General features: G+C 40.2%; 20 protein-coding genes. All 20 read right to left on the reverse strand.

What is annotated here, in order from left to right; all coding sequences use genetic code 11:
- Nucleotides 1-29 precede the first annotated feature (29 nt).
- Entirely contained in the window at nucleotides 30-1388 is a 1359-nt protein-coding gene (gene glmU, locus PTRA_RS15550) for a bifunctional UDP-N-acetylglucosamine diphosphorylase/glucosamine-1-phosphate N-acetyltransferase GlmU (protein WP_058374456.1), read from the reverse strand.
- A gap of 297 nt (nucleotides 1389-1685) precedes the next feature.
- On the reverse strand, nucleotides 1686-2108 hold the full coding sequence (locus PTRA_RS15555; RefSeq protein WP_011329625.1) for a F0F1 ATP synthase subunit epsilon: 423 nt from the start codon (nucleotides 2106-2108) through the stop codon (nucleotides 1686-1688).
- A gap of 14 nt (nucleotides 2109-2122) precedes the next feature.
- Nucleotides 2123-3508, reverse strand: coding sequence for a F0F1 ATP synthase subunit beta (gene atpD, locus PTRA_RS15560; protein ID WP_011329626.1), 1386 nt, complete (start codon nucleotides 3506-3508; stop codon nucleotides 2123-2125).
- Between the two features lie 33 nt (nucleotides 3509-3541).
- On the reverse strand, nucleotides 3542-4402 hold the full coding sequence (gene atpG, locus PTRA_RS15565; protein ID WP_011329627.1) for a F0F1 ATP synthase subunit gamma: 861 nt from the start codon (nucleotides 4400-4402) through the stop codon (nucleotides 3542-3544).
- Between the two features lie 60 nt (nucleotides 4403-4462).
- Nucleotides 4463-6004 (reverse strand): F0F1 ATP synthase subunit alpha, encoded by a 1542-nt coding sequence (gene atpA, locus PTRA_RS15570; RefSeq protein ID WP_058374457.1) that lies wholly within the window; start codon nucleotides 6002-6004, stop codon nucleotides 4463-4465.
- A gap of 14 nt (nucleotides 6005-6018) precedes the next feature.
- On the reverse strand, nucleotides 6019-6552 hold the full coding sequence (gene atpH, locus PTRA_RS15575) for a F0F1 ATP synthase subunit delta (RefSeq protein ID WP_058374458.1): 534 nt from the start codon (nucleotides 6550-6552) through the stop codon (nucleotides 6019-6021).
- 16 nt (nucleotides 6553-6568) lie between these two features.
- Complete coding sequence (gene atpF / locus PTRA_RS15580) at nucleotides 6569-7039, reverse strand: F0F1 ATP synthase subunit B (RefSeq protein ID WP_011329630.1); 471 nt, start codon at nucleotides 7037-7039, stop codon at nucleotides 6569-6571.
- Nucleotides 7040-7080: 41 nt separating this feature from the next.
- Nucleotides 7081-7314, reverse strand: a complete 234-nt coding sequence (gene atpE / locus PTRA_RS15585; RefSeq protein ID WP_011329631.1) for a F0F1 ATP synthase subunit C — start codon at nucleotides 7312-7314, stop codon at nucleotides 7081-7083.
- A gap of 59 nt (nucleotides 7315-7373) precedes the next feature.
- Nucleotides 7374-8231: a F0F1 ATP synthase subunit A gene (gene atpB, locus PTRA_RS15590; protein ID WP_011329632.1), complete on the reverse strand. Its 858-nt coding sequence runs from the start codon at nucleotides 8229-8231 to the stop codon at nucleotides 7374-7376.
- Nucleotides 8232-8245: 14 nt separating this feature from the next.
- Nucleotides 8246-8626, reverse strand: a complete 381-nt coding sequence (locus tag PTRA_RS15595) for an ATP synthase subunit I (RefSeq protein WP_011329633.1) — start codon at nucleotides 8624-8626, stop codon at nucleotides 8246-8248.
- A 142-nt stretch (nucleotides 8627-8768) separates the two neighbouring features.
- Entirely contained in the window at nucleotides 8769-9695 is a 927-nt protein-coding gene (locus tag PTRA_RS15600) for a ParB/RepB/Spo0J family partition protein (protein ID WP_058374459.1), read from the reverse strand.
- Between the two features lie 20 nt (nucleotides 9696-9715).
- A complete protein-coding gene (locus PTRA_RS15605; protein ID WP_058374460.1) occupies nucleotides 9716-10501 on the reverse strand; it encodes a ParA family protein in 786 nt (261 codons plus the stop codon).
- A 14-nt stretch (nucleotides 10502-10515) separates the two neighbouring features.
- Entirely contained in the window at nucleotides 10516-11136 is a 621-nt protein-coding gene (rsmG, locus tag PTRA_RS15610) for a 16S rRNA (guanine(527)-N(7))-methyltransferase RsmG (RefSeq protein ID WP_058374461.1), read from the reverse strand.
- Nucleotides 11137-11151: 15 nt separating this feature from the next.
- Nucleotides 11152-13041: a tRNA uridine-5-carboxymethylaminomethyl(34) synthesis enzyme MnmG gene (gene mnmG, locus PTRA_RS15615; protein ID WP_058374462.1), complete on the reverse strand. Its 1890-nt coding sequence runs from the start codon at nucleotides 13039-13041 to the stop codon at nucleotides 11152-11154.
- Nucleotides 13042-13467: 426 nt separating this feature from the next.
- Nucleotides 13468-13917, reverse strand: a complete 450-nt coding sequence (mioC, locus tag PTRA_RS15620; RefSeq protein WP_058374463.1) for an FMN-binding protein MioC — start codon at nucleotides 13915-13917, stop codon at nucleotides 13468-13470.
- Between the two features lie 1048 nt (nucleotides 13918-14965).
- Nucleotides 14966-16330, reverse strand: coding sequence for a tRNA uridine-5-carboxymethylaminomethyl(34) synthesis GTPase MnmE (gene mnmE, locus PTRA_RS15625; RefSeq protein WP_058374464.1), 1365 nt, complete (start codon nucleotides 16328-16330; stop codon nucleotides 14966-14968).
- A 135-nt stretch (nucleotides 16331-16465) separates the two neighbouring features.
- Nucleotides 16466-18100 (reverse strand): membrane protein insertase YidC, encoded by a 1635-nt coding sequence (yidC, locus tag PTRA_RS15630; RefSeq protein ID WP_058374465.1) that lies wholly within the window; start codon nucleotides 18098-18100, stop codon nucleotides 16466-16468.
- An 8-nt stretch (nucleotides 18101-18108) separates the two neighbouring features.
- Nucleotides 18109-18384 (reverse strand): membrane protein insertion efficiency factor YidD, encoded by a 276-nt coding sequence (yidD, locus tag PTRA_RS15635; protein WP_058374466.1) that lies wholly within the window; start codon nucleotides 18382-18384, stop codon nucleotides 18109-18111.
- 128 nt (nucleotides 18385-18512) lie between these two features.
- Nucleotides 18513-18935, reverse strand: coding sequence for a ribonuclease P protein component (gene rnpA / locus PTRA_RS15640; RefSeq protein ID WP_058374467.1), 423 nt, complete (start codon nucleotides 18933-18935; stop codon nucleotides 18513-18515).
- A 7-nt stretch (nucleotides 18936-18942) separates the two neighbouring features.
- On the reverse strand, nucleotides 18943-19077 hold the full coding sequence (gene rpmH, locus PTRA_RS15645) for a 50S ribosomal protein L34 (protein WP_004335215.1): 135 nt from the start codon (nucleotides 19075-19077) through the stop codon (nucleotides 18943-18945).
- Nucleotides 19078-19435: the final 358 nt, after the last annotated feature.

The following is a 19435-nucleotide window of genomic DNA, read 5'->3' on the forward strand; positions in this document are numbered from 1 at the left end:
ACTTATACTTTTTAACTAAATATAAGTCGTTATTTTTTAACTGGGCGTTTCCAGCCATCTAAATTACGCTGCTTGCCTCGAGCAATAGCTAGTTGCTCATCTGCGACTGTATTCGTAATAACAGAGCCTGCACCAATTGTTGCCATTGCACCAATATTTACGGGTGCAACAAGCGATGAGTTAGAACCAATAAAGGCATTGTTGCCAATAATGGTTTTTGCTTTATTAACGCCATCATAGTTACAGGTAATAGTACCCGCGCCAATATTAACCTTTTCGCCAATTTCCGCATCACCTAGATAACTTAAGTGATTAGCTTTAGAGCCTTTACCTAAACGGGTTTTTTTCATTTCGACGAAGTTACCAACATGTGAGTCTTCTTCCATAATGGCACCTGGGCGAAGGCGGGCATAGGGACCAAGCGTACATTTAGCTGCAACTGTTGCATCTTCTATAAGTGTATTAGCTTTGATTATAACGTTATCGCCAATGCTGCAGTTTTTAAGCACACAGTTTGGTCCAATTTCAACGTTATGACCTATAGTCACTTTGCCTTCAAAAATCACGTTTATATCTATTAGTACATCTTCACCGGTGGTAACTGTTCCGCGAACATCTATACGGGCAGGATCGGCAAGTGTTGCACCATTAAGCATTAATTCTTGTGCTTGCCATGCTTGGTACGCACGTTCAAGGCCAGCTAGTTGTACGCGGTTATTAGCGCCCTCTACTTCCATTGGGTGATCTGGCTGAGCTGATGTAATTTCAACACCTTCGCTATGTGCCATTGCCACTATGTCGGTTAGGTAATATTCGCCTTGCGCATTATTGTTAGATAAGTTGCCTAACCAGCTTTTTAGCAATCGACCATTAACGGCCATAATACCGGTATTTACTTCGCTAATAAGTAATTGCTCTGGGCTGGCATCTTTTTGCTCAACAATACCCACTAACTTGCCATCAACACGCAGCATACGTCCGTAACCATTTGGATCAGCTAAATTTACGGTTAATACCGCTAAACCATGTTTAGGTGTCGCAGCTAATAAACGTTCAAGTGTTGATTGCTTAGTTAAAGGCACGTCACCGTATAAAATCAGCACTGTATCATCGTCATTAACATGTGAGTTGGCTTGCGCTACTGCATGACCCGTACCTAACTGCTCAGCTTGGAGTACCCAATTTACGTTGTTGTTGGCCAGTTGTTGTTGTAATAATTCGCCACCGTGACCGTAAACTAAGTTAGTGGTAGTTGCACCTAGTGCTTTTGCGTTATCAATAACGTGCTGCACCATAGGTTTGCCAGCCACTTTATGAAGAACTTTAGGTAGCGCTGAGCGCATGCGAGTACCTTTACCCGCTGCAAGAATAACCGTTGTTAGAGACATTAAAACAATTTCCTTTTTTCGTTGTTTTAGCTAAATAAGCGCGTACTGGTGCACAGTAGATTATGTAAATCACATCATGTGCAAATACTCAGTAGCTTAATTACTGACTACTGAATCTTGGCTGAAACACTCAGACACTTCAATGGCGTTATTGTAACGGGGATTAGTGATGGATATAAGTAACAAGGGATAAATAGTGAGCACAAAAAGTAAATTTATAATTTTTATAGCATTGCTGATTTATATTACAGGCACAAAAAAGCCCACGTTATGTGGGCTTTTAAAAACCAGATAGGCTTACTTTTTACGTAATTGCTGAATAATGCGTAGCTGAGCAATTGCTTCAGCTAGTTGCACTGCGGCTTGATTATAATCAAGTTCAGCAGATGCACCTTTCGCCATTTGAGCTTCAGCGTCACGCTTAGCGGCTTCTGCAGCTTGCTCGTCAAGGTCTTCACCACGAACAGCTGTATCAGCAAGAACAGTCACTAGATTAGGTTGCACTTCTAATGTACCGCCAGCAATGTAGATGAACTCTTCTTCACCAAATTGCTTAACTAAACGTACCATACCAGGTTTAAGGGCAGTAAGTAGTGGAGCGTGACCAGCATTAACGCCTAACTCACCTTCACTACCAGTAACTTGAATCGATTCAACACGGCCAGAGAACAAACTCTGCTCTGCGCTTACTACATCAAGATGTACAGTCATAGCTGCCATACTCCCCTCCTAAGTTACATGCTTTTGGCTTTTTCTTGAGCTTCTTCGATAGAGCCAACCATGTAGAACGCTTGCTCTGGCATATCATCAAATTCACCGTTTAAGATGCCTTTAAAGCCAGAAATTGTATCTTTTAGTGATACGTATTTACCAGACGCGCCTGTAAACACCTCTGCCACGAAGAATGGCTGAGATAGGAAACGTTGGATTTTACGTGCACGAGATACAAGTTGCTTATCTTCGTCAGAAAGCTCGTCCATACCTAGGATTGCAATGATGTCTTTAAGTTCTTTATAACGCTGAAGAACTGTTTGAACGCCACGTGCTGTATCGTAGTGCTCTTGACCAATTACTTGTGGGTCAAGTTGACGTGAAGATGAATCAAGTGGGTCTACCGCTGGGTAGATACCAAGTGACGCGATATCACGCGAAAGTACTACTGTTGCGTCTAAGTGAGCAAAGGTAGTTGCTGGAGATGGATCCGTTAAATCATCCGCAGGTACGTATACCGCTTGGATTGAAGTGATTGAACCTGTCTTAGTAGAAGCGATACGCTCTTGTAATACACCCATTTCTTCAGCAAGTGTAGGCTGGTAACCTACCGCTGATGGCATACGACCAAGAAGTGCAGATACTTCTGTACCAGCAAGTGTGTAACGGTAGATGTTATCTACGAAGAAAAGTACATCGCGACCTTCATCACGGAACTTTTCAGCCATAGTAAGACCTGTTAACGCTACGCGTAAACGGTTACCTGGAGGCTCGTTCATCTGACCGTATACAAGCGATACTTTATCAAGTACGTTTGAATCGTTCATCTCATGGTAGAAATCGTTACCTTCACGTGTACGCTCACCAACACCGGCGAATACTGAGTAGCCGCTGTGCTCGATTGCGATGTTACGGATAAGTTCCATCATGTTTACGGTTTTACCAACACCGGCACCACCGAATAAACCAACTTTACCACCTTTAGCGAATGGACATACAAGGTCGATAACCTTGATACCCGTTTCTAAAAGCTCAACTGAACTTGATTGCTCTTCGTAAGTAGGCGCTGCACGGTGAATAGACATACGGTCTTCTTCGCCGATTGGGCCAGCTTCATCGATTGGCTCACCAAGTACGTTCATGATACGACCAAGTGTTGCTTTACCAACTGGAACTTGAATCGACTCACCTGTATTCATTACCGAAGCACCACGACGTAAACCGTCTGTAGTACCCATAGCGATAGTACGTACCACACCGCCACCTAACTGTTGTTGAACTTCTAGAGTCAACCCAGTTAAATCGCCATCTGTTACTCTTAGCGCGTCATATACGGCTGGCACGTTGTTTTGTGGAAATTCAATATCCACAACGGCACCGATAATTTGGACGACCTTACCTAAACTCATGTCTATTCCTCTCGTTAATCTTTGCCTGAAGCATTAAACTGCTGCTGAACCAGAACAAATCTCACTAATTTCTTGTGTGATTGCTGCTTGGCGAGCTTTGTTATAAATAAGCTGTAACTCATCCATAAGGTCGCCGGCATTATCTGTTGCAGCTTTCATTGCAACCATGCGGGCAGCCTGCTCAGATGCAGCATTTTCAACTACACCTTGGTATACTTGAGACTCAACAAACCGTACTAACAACGCTTCTAAAATAGCGTCTGGGTTTGGCTCATACAAGTAATCCCATGTGTGGGCAGATACTTCTTCTTCAGCTTTTGGCAAAGGGAGTAACTGATCTACTGTTGGCTCTTGCTTCATGGTATTTACAAACTTGTTGTATACCAAGAATAAACGGTCAATTTTACCTTCAGAGAATGCATCAAGCATTACTTTTACAGGACCAATTATATCCTGAATTGAAGGTTTATCTCCTAAGCCTGCTTTTTTAGCAAGGACTTGACCACCAAAGCGTTGGAAGAAACCAGCAGCTTTACTGCCTAAAGTTGCAAACTCTGCGCTTACACCTTTTTCTTTCCATGCTTTAATATCTAGTGCAACTTTTTTAAACTCATTTGAGTTTAAACCGCCACACAGACCACGGTCTGTAGAGATAACAATATAACCAACTCGTTTTACTTCACGCTCTTCTAAAAAAGGGTGGGTAAAATCAAGATTTGCTTGAGCAACACGACCAATCACTGTGCGTAATTTTGCAGCGTATGGACGGCTTGTAGCAACGCGTTCTTGCGCCCTTTTCATTTTAGACGCAGCAACCATTTCCATTGCGCTAGTGATCTTTTGAGTATTTTTAATACTACCGATCTTGCTTTTAATCTCTTTTCCGCTGGCCATGACTCTCTCTCCGAATCAAGGTGTGCTTTAGTTTCCTAAAGCGCACCATTAATAACTATATTACCAAGTTTGCGTAGACTTGAACTTCGTTAGAAGTTCTTTAAGTTGCGCTTCGATCTCGGCGTTGTAGTTACCAGTTTCATTGATTTGAGCCACAAGCTCTGCGTATGTGCTATTTGCATACGAAAGTAAAGCCGCTTCAAAATCCATGATCTTAGCGATCTCGATATCTTGAAGGTAGCCTTTTTCAGCAGCAAATAACGACAAAGACATTTCAGCAACAGACATTGGCGCGTACTGTTTCTGCTTCATTAGCTCTGTTACACGCTCACCATGCTCAAGTTGAGCACGAGTTGCATCATCAAGGTCAGACGCGAACTGCGAGAACGCAGCTAATTCACGGTACTGAGCTAGGGCTAGACGAATACCGCCACCTAGTTTCTTAACGATTTTAGTTTGTGCAGCACCACCAACACGCGATACCGAAATACCAGCGTTTACTGCTGGACGGATACCTGAGTTGAATAGGTCAGTTTCTAAGAAGATTTGACCATCGGTGATAGAGATAACGTTAGTCGGTACGAACGCAGAAACGTCGCCGCCTTGAGTTTCAATGATTGGCAATGCCGTCAATGAACCAGTTGTACCTTTCACTTCACCATTAGTGAACTTTTCAACGTATTCAGCGTTTACACGCGAAGCACGTTCTAAAAGACGAGAGTGAAGATAGAATACGTCACCTGGGTATGCTTCACGACCTGGCGGGCGCTTAAGTAGTAATGAAATTTGACGATAAGCAACTGCTTGCTTAGACAAATCATCATATACGATTAAAGCGTTTTCACCGCGGTCACGGAAGTATTCACCCATAGTACAGCCCGCGAACGGTGCTAAGTACTGAAGTGCCGCTGATTCAGAAGCAGATGCAACAACTACGATAGTATTTGCTAATGCACCGTGCTCTTCTAATTTGCGAACTACGTTAGCAATAGTAGATGCTTTTTGACCAATCGCAACGTACACACACTTAACGCCTGTGCCTTTTTGATTGATGATTGCATCGATTGCTAGTGCAGTTTTACCTGTTTGGCGATCACCGATGATAAGTTCACGTTGACCACGACCAACTGGAATCATCGCATCGATAGATTTATAACCAGTTTGCACTGGCTCATCTACAGATTTACGCTCGATTACACCTGGTGCAATTTTTTCTACAGGTTCAAACCCGTCATTATCTAGCGCGCCTTTACCATCGATCGGAGCACCTAGTGTGTTAACAACACGACCAAGTAGACCTGGACCAACAGGCACTTCTAAAATACGACCAGTTGTATATACTTTTACGCCTTCAGTAAGATCCGCGTACGGACCCATTACTACTGCACCAATTGAGTCGCGCTCAAGGTTTAGTGCGATAGCATAACGGTTGCCTGGAAGCTCAATCATCTCACCTTGCATACAGTCAGCTAGACCGTGGATGCGGATGATACCGTCTGTAACAGATACAATAGTACCTTCGTTACGAGCTTCACTTACAACTTCGAACTGCTCAATACGTTGTTTGATCAGATCTGAAATTTCAGTGGAATTAAGTTGCATGCTCTTTTTCCCAATTACGATTGTAGTGTTGTGGCTAAGCGGTTTAATTTACCGCGAATAGAGCCGTCGATTACAGTGTCACCCGCCTTAATAATAAGGCCTCCAACTACTGCTGCGTCTTCACTACAATTCAGCTTAACTTTGCGTGCGAAACGTTTTTCAAGTGCCGCTACCAATGACTCTTGTTGCGCTGCAACAAGAGGGGTTGCCGAAATCACATCAACGTCGATTTCTTTATCGTATTCTGCTTTAAATTTAGCAAATAACTGTGCAACTGCTGGTAGTGCGATCAAACGTCCATTTTCAGCCATCACCTTAACTAGGTTCTGACCTTGTTCGTTGAGCTGCTCAGCACAAATTTGAATAAATAATTCAGCTTGTGTAGTAGCAGTAGGCATACCCGCTAGAAGCGCAGATGCTTTTTCATCGCTAGCAACGTGGCCAGCAAAAAATAACATCTCGTTCCAACTTTCAATAGTGCCTTTTTCAACGGCAAGTTCAAAAGCCGCTTTAGCGTATGGGCGAGCGATAGTAGTCAATTCAGACATGCTCATACCCTCCTAGTTACAGCTCAGCGACAAGTTTTTCAACGATGTCACTATGTGCAGCTTGATTAATTTCACGCTCTAAAATTCTCTGTGCGCCAACCACTGCCAGAGTTGCTACTTGCTTACGTAGCTCTTCTGTCACACGGTTACGCTCTGATTCAATTTCAGAGTGCCCTTGAGCAATGATTTTTTCACGCTCTTGTTGACCACGAACTGTCTCTTCGTCAACAATTAGCACAGCACGCTTTTTAGCTTGGTCTATGATATCAGCCGCTTGAACTTTGGCATCTTTAAGCTGTTCTGCAGCTTTCTTTTGCGCTAGTTCTAAGTCTTTTTCGGCTCTATCAGAGGCAGCTAAACCATCTTCGATTTTTTTCTGGCGAGCTTCAATTGCACCGTTTAGTGGTGGCCATACGAACTTCATACAAAAAAGTACGAACACCGTAAACGCAATCAATTCACCGATAAGAGTGGCGTTTAAATTCACAACCGCTCCTCCTTAAATAGTAAGCTGTTCAAAAAATAAAATTAAAGTACGAACAACAATACCATAGCGATACCAACACCAATCATTGCTACAGCATCGATTAGACCAGCAAGGATAAACATTTTAACTTGTAGCGAAGGTGCAAGCTCAGGTTGACGCGCACATGCTTCAAGGAATTTACCGCCCATGTTACCAAAACCAACTGCTGTACCGATTGCACCGAAGCCAATTAGTAAAGCTACTGCGATGTACTTAAGACCTAATACTAGTTCCATTTTTTTCTCCAAAGTTTCAATTGTAATTAAAGTTAAATATTAAAGGTAAAGATTATAAATTAGTGATTATCTGAACTTGCCATGCTTAGGTAAACAATGGTCAGCATCATAAATAAGAATGCTTGCAGTGTAATAACTAAGATATGGAATACTGCCCATACAAAGTGCAGTGGTAACTGCATAAAACCAATTGCGCCAATCAAGATGAAAATCAATTCACCTGCATACAAGTTACCAAATAAACGTAGTGCTAACGAAAATGGCTTAGAAACCAATGCGATAAGCTCAAGTAACAAGTTGAAAGGAATCAATAAAATTTGCACAAACACGTTATTAGAGCTAAACGGGTGAAGCGTTAGTTCTTTAATAAAGCCGCCAATGCCTTTGATTTTTATTGCAAAACCAACCATTAAAATAAATACGCCTAGCGCAAGTGCAGAGGTCATATTAATATCGGTAGTCGGTACAATTTTCATGTACACGTCGTGTGAGTCCATACCGAATGCCGTTTCACCAACGAAACCTGCAAATGAGGGTAAAAAGTCAACCGGGATTAAGTCCATTAAGTTCATTAAGAACACCCAAACGAATATCGTTAGGGCTAATGGTGCAATAAGCTTGCTTTTACCGTGGAAGGTATCGCGTACGTTGTCGCCAACGAACTCAACGATAATTTCAATAAAACACTGAAATTTCCCTGGTACACCAAGTGTTGATTTTTTTGCGGCACTACGGAAGATCCATAAAAATATTAGACCTAATCCGATAGACCATGCGAGGGTATCCACATGCCATGTCCAGAATCCACTATCCGCACATGCTTTATTGAAGGCTAAACCGGCATCGGTCGAACACATCTTCGCATTGGTCAAGTGGTGCTGAATATGGCTAGATAGAGTAACTTCTTCTGCAGCCATGTTATATCCCAAAGTTAATGTTTAAAAAAAACGGGTGCAAACAATCCAGTAAACAACACCAACACATAAGCACTAAAAAAAGGCAGTAACACTACCGGGTAAAGCTTTAGTATTAGCGCGAACAATATGATTGTTAGCATAAATTTTAGTCCGTTGCCGCGTTTTAACGAGGCATACGCTTGATTTGCTTTACTCGCACCCATATATCTGAATGCGTAGAGGGCAAATACTAAGTGGGGGAGTACTGCTACAGTGCCTCCAGCAAATGCTGATAGCCCGGCGTTTATTCCCCAACCTAAAAAAATAATTACTGTAGTAACTAACGCTACTACTCCCTGCAGAAGAATTAATTTCAATGCGGCAAGCCTATACGGCCTTGCTAACTTATTCGTCACGTTTAGTTAACCTTAATGGCGTTCTAATTGTCAGGGTATGAAAACTGGCGAAATTATACTTAATCCTGCCAGTTTTGCAACTTGAGTAGCTGTATTGTGGTGTAAAATAACGACAATTGTCTCATTTTAGACATGTTATTTATTAATGCTGGGAATAGTCTTGGTTGATACGGTTTAAAATGCCATCTAATTCATCAAGGTTAGTGTAAGAAATAACCAACTTACCTTTGCCTTTTTTGTTATAGTTTATTTCAACTTTGGCACCTATGTTTTCAGCGAGTTGTTGCTCTAACTGTTTAACATCTGGATCTTTTTCTGTTGCTTCTTTAGCGGCTACAGGCTCTAAAATTGAACGTACAAGCTTTTCGGTTTCTCGCACTGTAAGTGCTTTAGCCACAGCTAAACGCGCCGCATCAGATTGCGTATCTCCCTCAAGCGCTAATAAACAACGAGCGTGGCCCATTTCAATATCGCCGTGTTCTAACAATGTTTTTACGTCATTATTTAAATTATTTAGACGCAATAAATTAGTCACTGTAGTACGAGATTTACCAACGGCATCGGCTACTTGTTGATGCGTTAATTCAAACTCATTTAGTAAACGGTTTAAAGCAACCGCTTCTTCCATGGCATTTAAATCTTCACGCTGAATATTTTCTATTAAAGCAATAGCAACCGCAGCTTCATCGGGTACATCTTTAATAATACAAGGTACGGTATCAAGCTTAGCTATTTGCGCTGCACGCCAACGACGTTCACCGGCAATAATTTCATAGCTATTGTGTGCAATAGGGCGTACTACAATTGGCTGAATAATGCCTTGCGCGCGAATTGAACTGGCTAACTCTTCTAATGCTTCTTCCGACATATCTTTACGCGGTTGATATTTACCCGAGTGTAAAAATTCGATCGGTAATTTTTGTAATTCGCTTTGTTGAGATTGCGTTACATTGTGCATAATGTCAGTTGTATTTGACGAATTTTGCTCATTGCTACTTGTTGGTGCAGGTTTTGATGAACTTAACAGCGCATCGAGTCCTCGGCCTAAACCTCTTTTTTTAGCAGACATATTATTTTTTTACCTCAAAGTTAGGCGACAACTGGCGTTGTTTTTTCTTTTCTGCGTAACATTTCACCAGCCAGTGCTAAATATGCTTTAGCACCACTTGATGCCCGGTCATAATACATCGCTGGTGCACCAAAACTTGGTGCTTCGGCTAAGCGAACATTACGCGGGATCACTGTGCGGTAAACTTTATCGCCAAAATGTTGTTTTAATTGTTCTGATACATCATTAGCTAATCGATTACGCGGATCGTACATAGTACGAAGTATGCCTTCAATTTGTAGCTTAGGATTAACTAACTTGGCAAGTTGCGTAATGGTGTCCATTAATGCGGTTAAACCTTCTAACGCATAATATTCACATTGCATAGGGACTAAAATAGAGTCGGCTGCAGCCATGGCATTTACGGTTAACATATTTAAAGAAGGGGGGCAGTCAATAAAAATGAATTCATATTGATCTTTAATTTTTTCCAGCGCATTACGCAAACGCACTTCACGGGCAAATAATTCCATTAATTTTACTTCTGCAGCGGTTACATCACCGTTTGCAGCAATCATATGATATTCACCAGAGGTTTCTTTAATTATAACCTCTTCAATTGGCTTGTTTTCTATCAGCAAATCGTAAATAGTTGGCACGTCGCCATACTTATCTACGCCACTCCCCATAGTGGCATTACCTTGCGGATCGAGATCAATTAACAACACTTTTCGTTTTGTTGCAGCCATAGATGCAGCGAGGTTAACAGCGGTTGTAGTTTTACCTACACCACCTTTTTGATTTGCTAATGCGATGACTTTTGCCACTGTGTCTCTGATCCCTAGTCTTTAGAAAGAATAATTAAATGTCGTTGTGCATCTAAATTAGGTACTTCTAATGCAATTTTTTGCTCAAACTTAACGCCAGTTGGTAATGACTCTAGCTCTTCGCTAGGAAACACACCTTTAAGGGCAATAAATTTTCCTGAATGATCAATTAAGTGTCCACACCAGTCAACCATATCTTGCAATGAAGCAAATGCGCGACTGAGTACACCATCTAATTTAACACTTGGCTGATATTCTTCAACTCTTGACTGCACTGGAGTGACGTTATCAAGTCCTAGCTCATGTTTAACATGCATTAAAAAACGTACACGTTTACCTAAACTATCAAGTAACACAAAATGGGTGTTAGGTAATGCAATCGCTAATACAATACCAGGTAAGCCAGGGCCAGTTCCTACATCAATATAATGATGACCGGGTAAATGAGGTGCAACAACTAAGCTGTCCATTATGTGCTTAACCATCATTTCTTCAGGTAAGCGTACTGAGGTTAAATTATAAGCTTTGTTCCACTTAGTTAATAACTCAACGTAACGAACCAGCTGTTGCTGTTGTTTTTCGGTTAGCGCAATATCAGTTTGCGCTAACAATGTAGTTAATTGTTGCTGTAACACTAGGTACCCTCGCCGTTATGCAGATTTGCGTAACAAGCCTTGCTTCTTCAGATACACCAATAATAACGAAATCGCCGCTGGGGTGATACCAGAAATACGCGAAGCTTGTCCAATAGTGTCTGGACGAGCATCAATCAGCTTAGCAACAACCTCATTTGATAAACCCGATACGGTTTTATAATCAAACTCTTTTGGTAAAATTGTTTGCTCATGCCGTAACTGTTTATTGATCTCATCTTGCTGGCGCACAATATAACCTGCGTACTTTGTATGGATCTCAACTTGTTCAAGCGCGGCTTGATTAGTAAATTCAGATCCTAAGCCGTCAATTGCCATTAGATCGTTATAACGAATTTCAGGACGACGTAATAATTCCTCTAAACTAGCTTCACGCGTTAATGGCGTTTTTAGCAATGCATTAACTTGATCTATCATTGTATGATCTTTGTGGATCCAAGTATCTTTAATACGCTGTTTCTCTTTTGCGATCACTTCCATTTTTTCGTTATATGCCTGCCAACGCTCGTCATTCACTAAGCCTAATTCGCGGCCTTTTTCAGTTAAACGAATATCGGCATTATCTTCACGTAATAATAAACGATACTCAGCACGGCTAGTAAACATACGGTAAGGTTCTTTCGTTCCTAAAGTAGTTAAGTCGTCAATAAGTACACCCACATAAGCTTCGTCACGACGTGGAGTCCAAGACTCTTTACCCTGAACTTTTAAAGCAGCATTCATACCTGCAATTAAGCCTTGCGCACCCGCTTCTTCATAACCGGTGGTACCATTTATTTGGCCCGCAAAAAATAAGCCTTCAATAAATTTAGTTTCTAATGATTGCTTTAAATCGCGAGGATCAAAAAAGTCATATTCAATAGCATAACCAGGACGACAAATATGGGCGTTTTCAAAGCCAGTAATAGATTGCACAATTTCAATTTGCACATCAAACGGTAAACTGGTCGAAATACCATTAGGGTATAATTCATATGATGTTAAACCTTCTGGCTCAACAAAAATTTGATGTTTGTCTTTATCAGCAAAACGAACAATTTTATCTTCAATAGAAGGGCAGTAGCGCGGGCCTATGCCTTCAATCACACCACCATACATTGGCGAGCGATGTAAGTTTTTACGAATAACATCATGGGTCTTTTCATTAGTAAAGGTGATGTAACACGGTATTTGTTGTGGGTGATCACTTGGTTTACCCATAAATGAAAATACCGGTATAGGCGTATCACCTGCTTGTTCTTGCATTTTACTAAAATCAACAGTACGTGCATCAATGCGTGGTGGAGTACCTGTTTTTAAACGATCCACTCTAAAAGGTAATTCACGTAAACGATCAGCTAATGCAATTGAAGGAGGATCGCCTGCACGACCACCTTTAAAGTTTTCTAAACCTATATGTATTTGGCCACCTAAAAAAGTACCTACGGTTAGCACAACACTTGGAGCACTAAAACGTAAACCCATTTGGGTAACCACACCAGTAACACGATCGTTTTCAACAATAAGATCATCACACGATTGTTGAAAAATCTTTAAGTTATCTTGGTTTTGCAATGTTGTTTGAATTGCCGCTTTGTACAAAGCGCGATCAGCCTGTGCTCGGGTTGCACGAACGGCTGGGCCTTTTGAAGAATTAAGTGTGCGAAATTGGATCCCGCCTTTGTCAATGGCCTGTGCCATTGCCCCACCTAGTGCGTCAATTTCTTTAACTAAGTGACCTTTGCCAATGCCACCAATTGCTGGGTTACATGACATTTGACCAAGTGTATCCATATTGTGAGTTAGCAGCAGGGTATTCATCCCCATACGTGCGGCTGCCAATGCGGCTTCAGTGCCAGCATGTCCACCACCTACTACGATAACGTCAAAATTTTCGTGAAAAATCATTAATGGGATCCTACTTAAATCAAACCAGTAAACTTCAAAAGGGAGCGTATTCTACCTAGAATTTAGCAGAAGATAAATGATTAACAGCGGTCAAGATCTAAGTGTGTGATCTCTAATAATATAAAGGATCTTTTAAAGAGATCTTTTATTACTATTACTACTACTGAAGCACTTTTCTGTTGATAAGGTTTAGATCTTTATTTAAAACATATGATTAGATCAGATCTAAAGGTGTGAACATGATCGGATCATCCAGCGAATAAGCTCTGATCAAAAAGGCACTTTATGCACAGGGCAATATCAACCGGATCTTATCCAATGGATAAGCATAGCTATAAACGCAGTTTAATCAGTGGTTATCCACAAAAACTATTAAATTATTAGCAAATTGTGGGTAACTTTAATTTCATTTTTTAGCTTGATCTATTAATTTAAGCCTGTTTTAGCTAGCCAAGAGTCAAGCCAGGCCAATGCAGTATCCTCTGGTAGCGCTTCATCAAGAATATTAAGCTCTAAGCGTTCGGCTACTCTAATTGCGCCTTTTTGTGCTAATAGCTCATCTATATTGCGCCCAGCAAGGTTATAAGTATCGTAGCTGGTATCGCCTAAACCAATAACTGAGTATTTTATATCAGATAAATCATCAGCTTGTGTTAAATCGTCAATAAAGCCAATTAAGTTTTCAGGGTAATCTCCTGCGCCATAAGTAGATGTACATATTAACCAAATAGTATTTTGCTGATCTATATCGTTAAATGCAGGCTGTTCATGTAGTTGCGTACTAATACCTTGAGCATTAAGTTGATCACCTAATTGCTCTGCAACATATTCAGCGGATCCCATTTGGCTGCCAATAATAATATTTACTGCACTCATTAATTTTTGTGATCACATGGCTTTTAATTGCCGCTTATAATAACTGAGTTTGTATAACAGTAAAGTTAAGAGTGCTTTTTTGTATAACTATTTTAGCTGTAAATTTAGCCTCACTTACTTGTGATGTTTTAAGTTGTTGATTAAATAGGGTTTAACAAATAATCTTTAAATGTAATCTTCTGATCAAGTTGTTGATAACAGTGGGGAAAGCTCTGTTTAAAGCCGCTTTATTATTTATGATTGATCGCTAAGTTATTGATTTAAAGAATATGAAAATGCTTAAATTGACCTTATTAAGTAATAATATATACCCTGATCATAATGTGGATAGAATGCCTGTTGATAAGTGCTATTTAGATCATAAAATAAATTTAAATTAGATCAAATAAAGCTGATCTTTTTATTAAATTAGCTAATTAACAGCAAATAGTTAGTTTTAGTGGCGGATCTGGGATATTTACTTGGTTAAATGCGAGAATTTAAGTCTCTATAAAAGGTAATAAAGGCTAATTGTGGATAACTGATCTGACATTATTTATTTTCTCAGCGCAGATCATCATTAATTTTAGCTAACTTGGCCGACCAAAAATATAATTTACGCTTACTTGAGGTTGTGTTGCTCTACTCGATTTTATTAATATGCGTAATTTAGAGTCAATAAAAGCCTAAAACAGGCTGCTGTATTGAATGAATTATAAACATATATTGCTGCTCTTAAGCTTAATTAAGCCTGTTTTAATAGGGAGTATTGCCATAATAGCCACCGTAAAATTGATCCACAGCAGTTAAAATAGCAGCTAAATTACAGTCTATTTTGTAAAAGCCAGACTAAATTAATGCTATAAATTAGCCATTTTATAGCTATTAAAGAGGCGTTATTTTTAGTTAAAACGGCATTAATTTGATGAATTAAGACCAGCCAGCTACTTACTAGGCATTAATATTAGTGCAAAAACAGCTGTTCTTAGAGAAGAAATAGGTAGTGAAAGCAGGGGATTATTGACAATAAAAAAGAGCCTCTAGGGCTCTTTAAAATATATTTGACAACTTATTTGCCGATACAGAATGAACTAAATATTTTTCCAAGTAGGTCATCTGAGGTAAATTCGCCGGTAATTTCGTTTAGATATTGCTGGGTTAAACGTAATTCTTCGGCGAGTATTTCGCCCGCTATATGCATTTCTAACTGAGCTTTACCTGTATCTAAATGGTGCGCTGCATGCTCAAGCGCATCGAGGTGGCGACGACGTGCCATAAAGCCACCTTCTGTTGCGCCATCAAAACCAATACAGGCTTTTAAATGCTCGCGAACCAGCTCAATACCATCGGCATTTTTAGCACTTAAACTGATGACCGGGTATTGCTGGTTTTGCTCCATACCAACAATATCGCCCGATAAATCGGCTTTATTTCTGATCACTGTAACCCCTAATCCAACGGGTAATTTAGCCATAAATTCTGGCCAAATTTTATGGGGATCAGTATCAACAGTGTCGGTGCCATCAAGCATAAACAGCACTCGGTCGGCTTGGTTTATTTCATCCCATGCGCGCTCAATACCTATTTGTTCTACTAAATCAGGGCTTTCACGCAGGCCTGCTGTGTCAATAATATGCAGTGGCATGCCGTCTATATGTATATGTTCACGTAGTACGTCACGTGTAGTGCCGGCAATTTCGGTTACAATAGCGGCTTCACGCCCAGCAAGGGCATTTAATAAGCTTGATTTACCCGCATTAGGGCGACCGGCAATAACAACCCGCATACCTTCGCGCATTATGCTGCCTTGCTTAGCTTGATCGGTTACTGTATTGAGCTGGGCAATAATGGCATCTAAATCGCCAGAAACTTTACCGTCAGATAAAAAATCAATTTCTTCATCTGGAAAATCAATTGCGGCTTCTACGTACATACGCAAGTGAATTACTTTTTCTACTAGGGTTTCTATGTGCTTTGAAAATTCACCCTGTAGCGATTGTAGGGCGCTTTTAGCTGCTTGCTCTGAGGTTGCATTAATTAAATCGGCAATGGCTTCTGCTTGAGTTAAATCAAGCTTGTCGTTCATAAATGCACGCTCAGAAAACTCACCTGGCTTTGCTAAACGAACACCGTCAATTTTGCTAATTTCTTTAAGTAACATGTCCAGTACTACTGGGCCACCGTGGCCTTGTAGTTCAAGTACATCTTCACCAGTAAATGAGTTAGGGCCGGCAAAGTAAATGGCAATACCTTGATCAAGTTGCTCGCCAGCAAGGCTTTTAAATGGCACATAATCGGCGTACCGAACTTTAGGTATTTTTCCTACCACTTTTTCAGCAACGCTTTTAGCAAGGCTGCCTGAAACGCGAATAATACCAACACCACCACGTCCGGGGGCTGTTGCTTGTGCTGCAATTGTGTCTTGATTGAACATGCTATTAATTTGCCAACAATGAGTAACTTTATGGCGGTATTGTAACCTATGGATTTATTTGTAGCGAATAGCTGTGTTGAAAAACAGGCAATAAAAAAGGCGACCTAAGTCGCCTTTATATAAGTAGGAGCTTAATTAGCCTCTTACTTTAATTCCTTTCTTTTCCATGCCACGGTAGATGATTAACATCTGGACAATAGAAATAAGGTTAGACACTAACCAGTAAAGAACTAAACCAGATGGGAACCATAAGAAGAATACAGAGAAGATAACCGGCATAAAGGTCATCATTTTTTGCTGCATTGGATCGGTAACCGTCATAGGTTGCAGTTTTTGCGTAATAAACATACTGGCACCAAATAATATTGGTAACACGTAGTATGGGTCTTTCGCAGAAAGGTCAGTTAGCCAAAAAATAAATTCAGCGTGGCGAAGTTCTGTTGATTCTAAGAACACGTAGAACAAGGCTAAGAAAATAGGCATTTGTAGCAAAATAGGGAAACAGCCACCCATAGGGTTCACTTTTTCTTTTTTGTACATTTCCATTGTGGCTTGGCCGAACTTTTGACGATCGTCACCAAATTTTTCTTTAAGCGCTGCCATTTTAGGCTGAAGGGCACGCATTTTAGCCATTGAGGTATATTGCGCTTTAGTCAGTGGGTACATTAACGATTTAACGATAATAGTAATGGCAATAATCGCCACACCCCAGTTACCTAAAATACTGTGTAACCATTTTAACAATACAAATAAAGGCTGTGAAATAAACCATAACCAACCGTAATCTACGGTTAAATCTAAATCAGGGTGAATAGCTTCAAGTACATCAGACTCTTTCGGGCCCATATAATAAGTAGCAGTAAGTGTTTGCTCACTACCAGCTTGAATATTAACCGCTTCGTCTTTAACACCAATGATGGCAGCATTACTCTTAGTAATTAAACTATAAAGTGTATTTGACTGATCCTGCATTGGAACCCAAGCACTTACAAAGTAATGTTGAATAAACGCAACATAGCCACCAAGTGTAATTTTATTTAGATTTTTGTCAGCCATATCTGAAAAACTGTACTTTTCGTACGGGTCATCATCAGTACCGTATGCTGCACCTAAATAGTTTTGATCAACCATGCTGCCTTTTTCTTGTACAGTGCGCTTAACTTGTGTGTAAAGCTGTACTTGAAGTGGCGTGCTAGTGGTATTGTTGATTGTGTATTCTAAAGCAACATCATATTGACCTTTTTTGAATACATAGGTTTTTGTAAAGTTAACACCATTACTATCAGTAAACTGTAGCGGCACTCTAAGTTCATCACCCGTTAAAGTGTATGACTTTTGCTCTACGTGGTAAGTTGGGCGACCTTGTGCAGAAGCATCAGGACCATTTAAGCCAATTAAACCACTTTGTGAAAAGTATTGCTTACCATCAAACTCACCAAGCAGCATATAAGGTGTTTCACTGCCTTTAGTTTCTTCATATTGAAGTAAGTAAGTTTCAACTATATCACCGCCTCGGGTATCAATTTTAACTTTGAAAACATCTGTTGTAATTTCAATTACAGAGCGTTTTGCTAAAGTTGCTGAAGCAGGTAACTCAGAGTCAGATGAAGTTGGTACATAATCTTCTGATTCTGATGATGTTGGGTTTAATGTTTGTGTGGTGGCACTCGGATCGGCTTTTGGCGTGTTGTAATCAGTATTCCATTCTTGAAATAATAAAAACGACACCAGCATCAGGCCAATGAATAAAAACGTGCGTTGCGATTCCATAACAGCTCTTATTTCTCGTGTTGGTGGTTAATATGGGTTAATTTTTCAGGAACGGGGTCGTTCCCACCTGAATGTAAAGGATGGCATTTTAATATGCGTTTAACTGCTAACCAACTGCCTTTTACTGATCCATGCAAATTAATTGCTTGAATCGCGTAACTAGAGCACGTTGGATTAAAACGACAATGCGGACCTAATAGCGGGCTAATCCACTTTTGATAACCGCGGATAAATAAAACTAAACAATACGTTGGAAAAGCAACAAGTGGTTTAAGTAACCTCATGATATATATGCTCCTACGTAAGTTTAGTAAATAGATACCATGTATTTAAAGACTCAATATGAGATTTTAAATGCATGATTAAAAGGTGAGCTAAAGATACCTTAATTAACCCTGTAATTCTATTGCTATTAGGTCTGTTTATTTGATTTAACTGATTTATTAGGGCGCTTTTTAAAAGGTGGTGGTTTGGGCGCACCCGGTTTGCAGCGCTCATTAATTTTACGCCACAACTTGGTCAGTTGTTTGGTTAATTCTTCATTAGACTGCTCATCAATACCACTTTTAACCATAAGCACAATATCTATATTGTCGATGCTGTGTTTATTTAAACGAAAGCATTCGCGAGCTAAACGTTTAATACGGTTACGTTGGCATGCCTTTTTAACTCGTTTTTTAGCAACAGTAAGTCCTAACCGAGGTTGATCTTGGTCATTAGGTTTAGCTAAAAGAGTAAAGAAAGGAGTTGCAGCCCGAGCGGGTTCATTAAATATGCGAGAGTAATGCGAGGGAGTTAACAGACGTAACTCCCTGCCAAAGTTAAAGTCTTCCACTTATAAATTAAGCAGAAAGAACTTTACGGCCTTTAGCGCGGCGACGAGCTAATACTTTACGGCCATTTACAGTTGCCATGCGAGCACGGAAACCGTGAGCACGTTTGCGTTTTAAAACGCTTGGTTGAAAAGTTCTTTTCATAACAATCTCTTCCGATCGGTTAAAGTTAAAACATCCTATGCAGGTCGCGATCCTGGCACAGGTGCCATTGCGAGCGCGAGATATTATAGATGAAGTGTATTAAAGTCAATCATAATTACGCACTACCCTTGGAGTATACCAGTTATTTAATGTAGATCATAAAGAGTGATCTATTAGGATCATCATTAATAAGAAGTTTTCCACAGCCCCTGTATAAAAAGTGAATAAAAGCAGGGGAAAACTAAATTAGATCGCAGATTTGTTTCGCGATCCAGAGCTAATTTTGTTATGATCTATGCTCAGGCTTTAAAATTAAACTTGTATTAAATCATTGTGTTAAGTGTTTTATACCGTGATA

Origin of the sequence: Pseudoalteromonas translucida KMM 520, from assembly GCF_001465295.1 — a bacterium.
In the GTDB taxonomy this organism is placed as follows: Bacteria; Pseudomonadota; Gammaproteobacteria; order Enterobacterales; family Alteromonadaceae; genus Pseudoalteromonas; species Pseudoalteromonas translucida.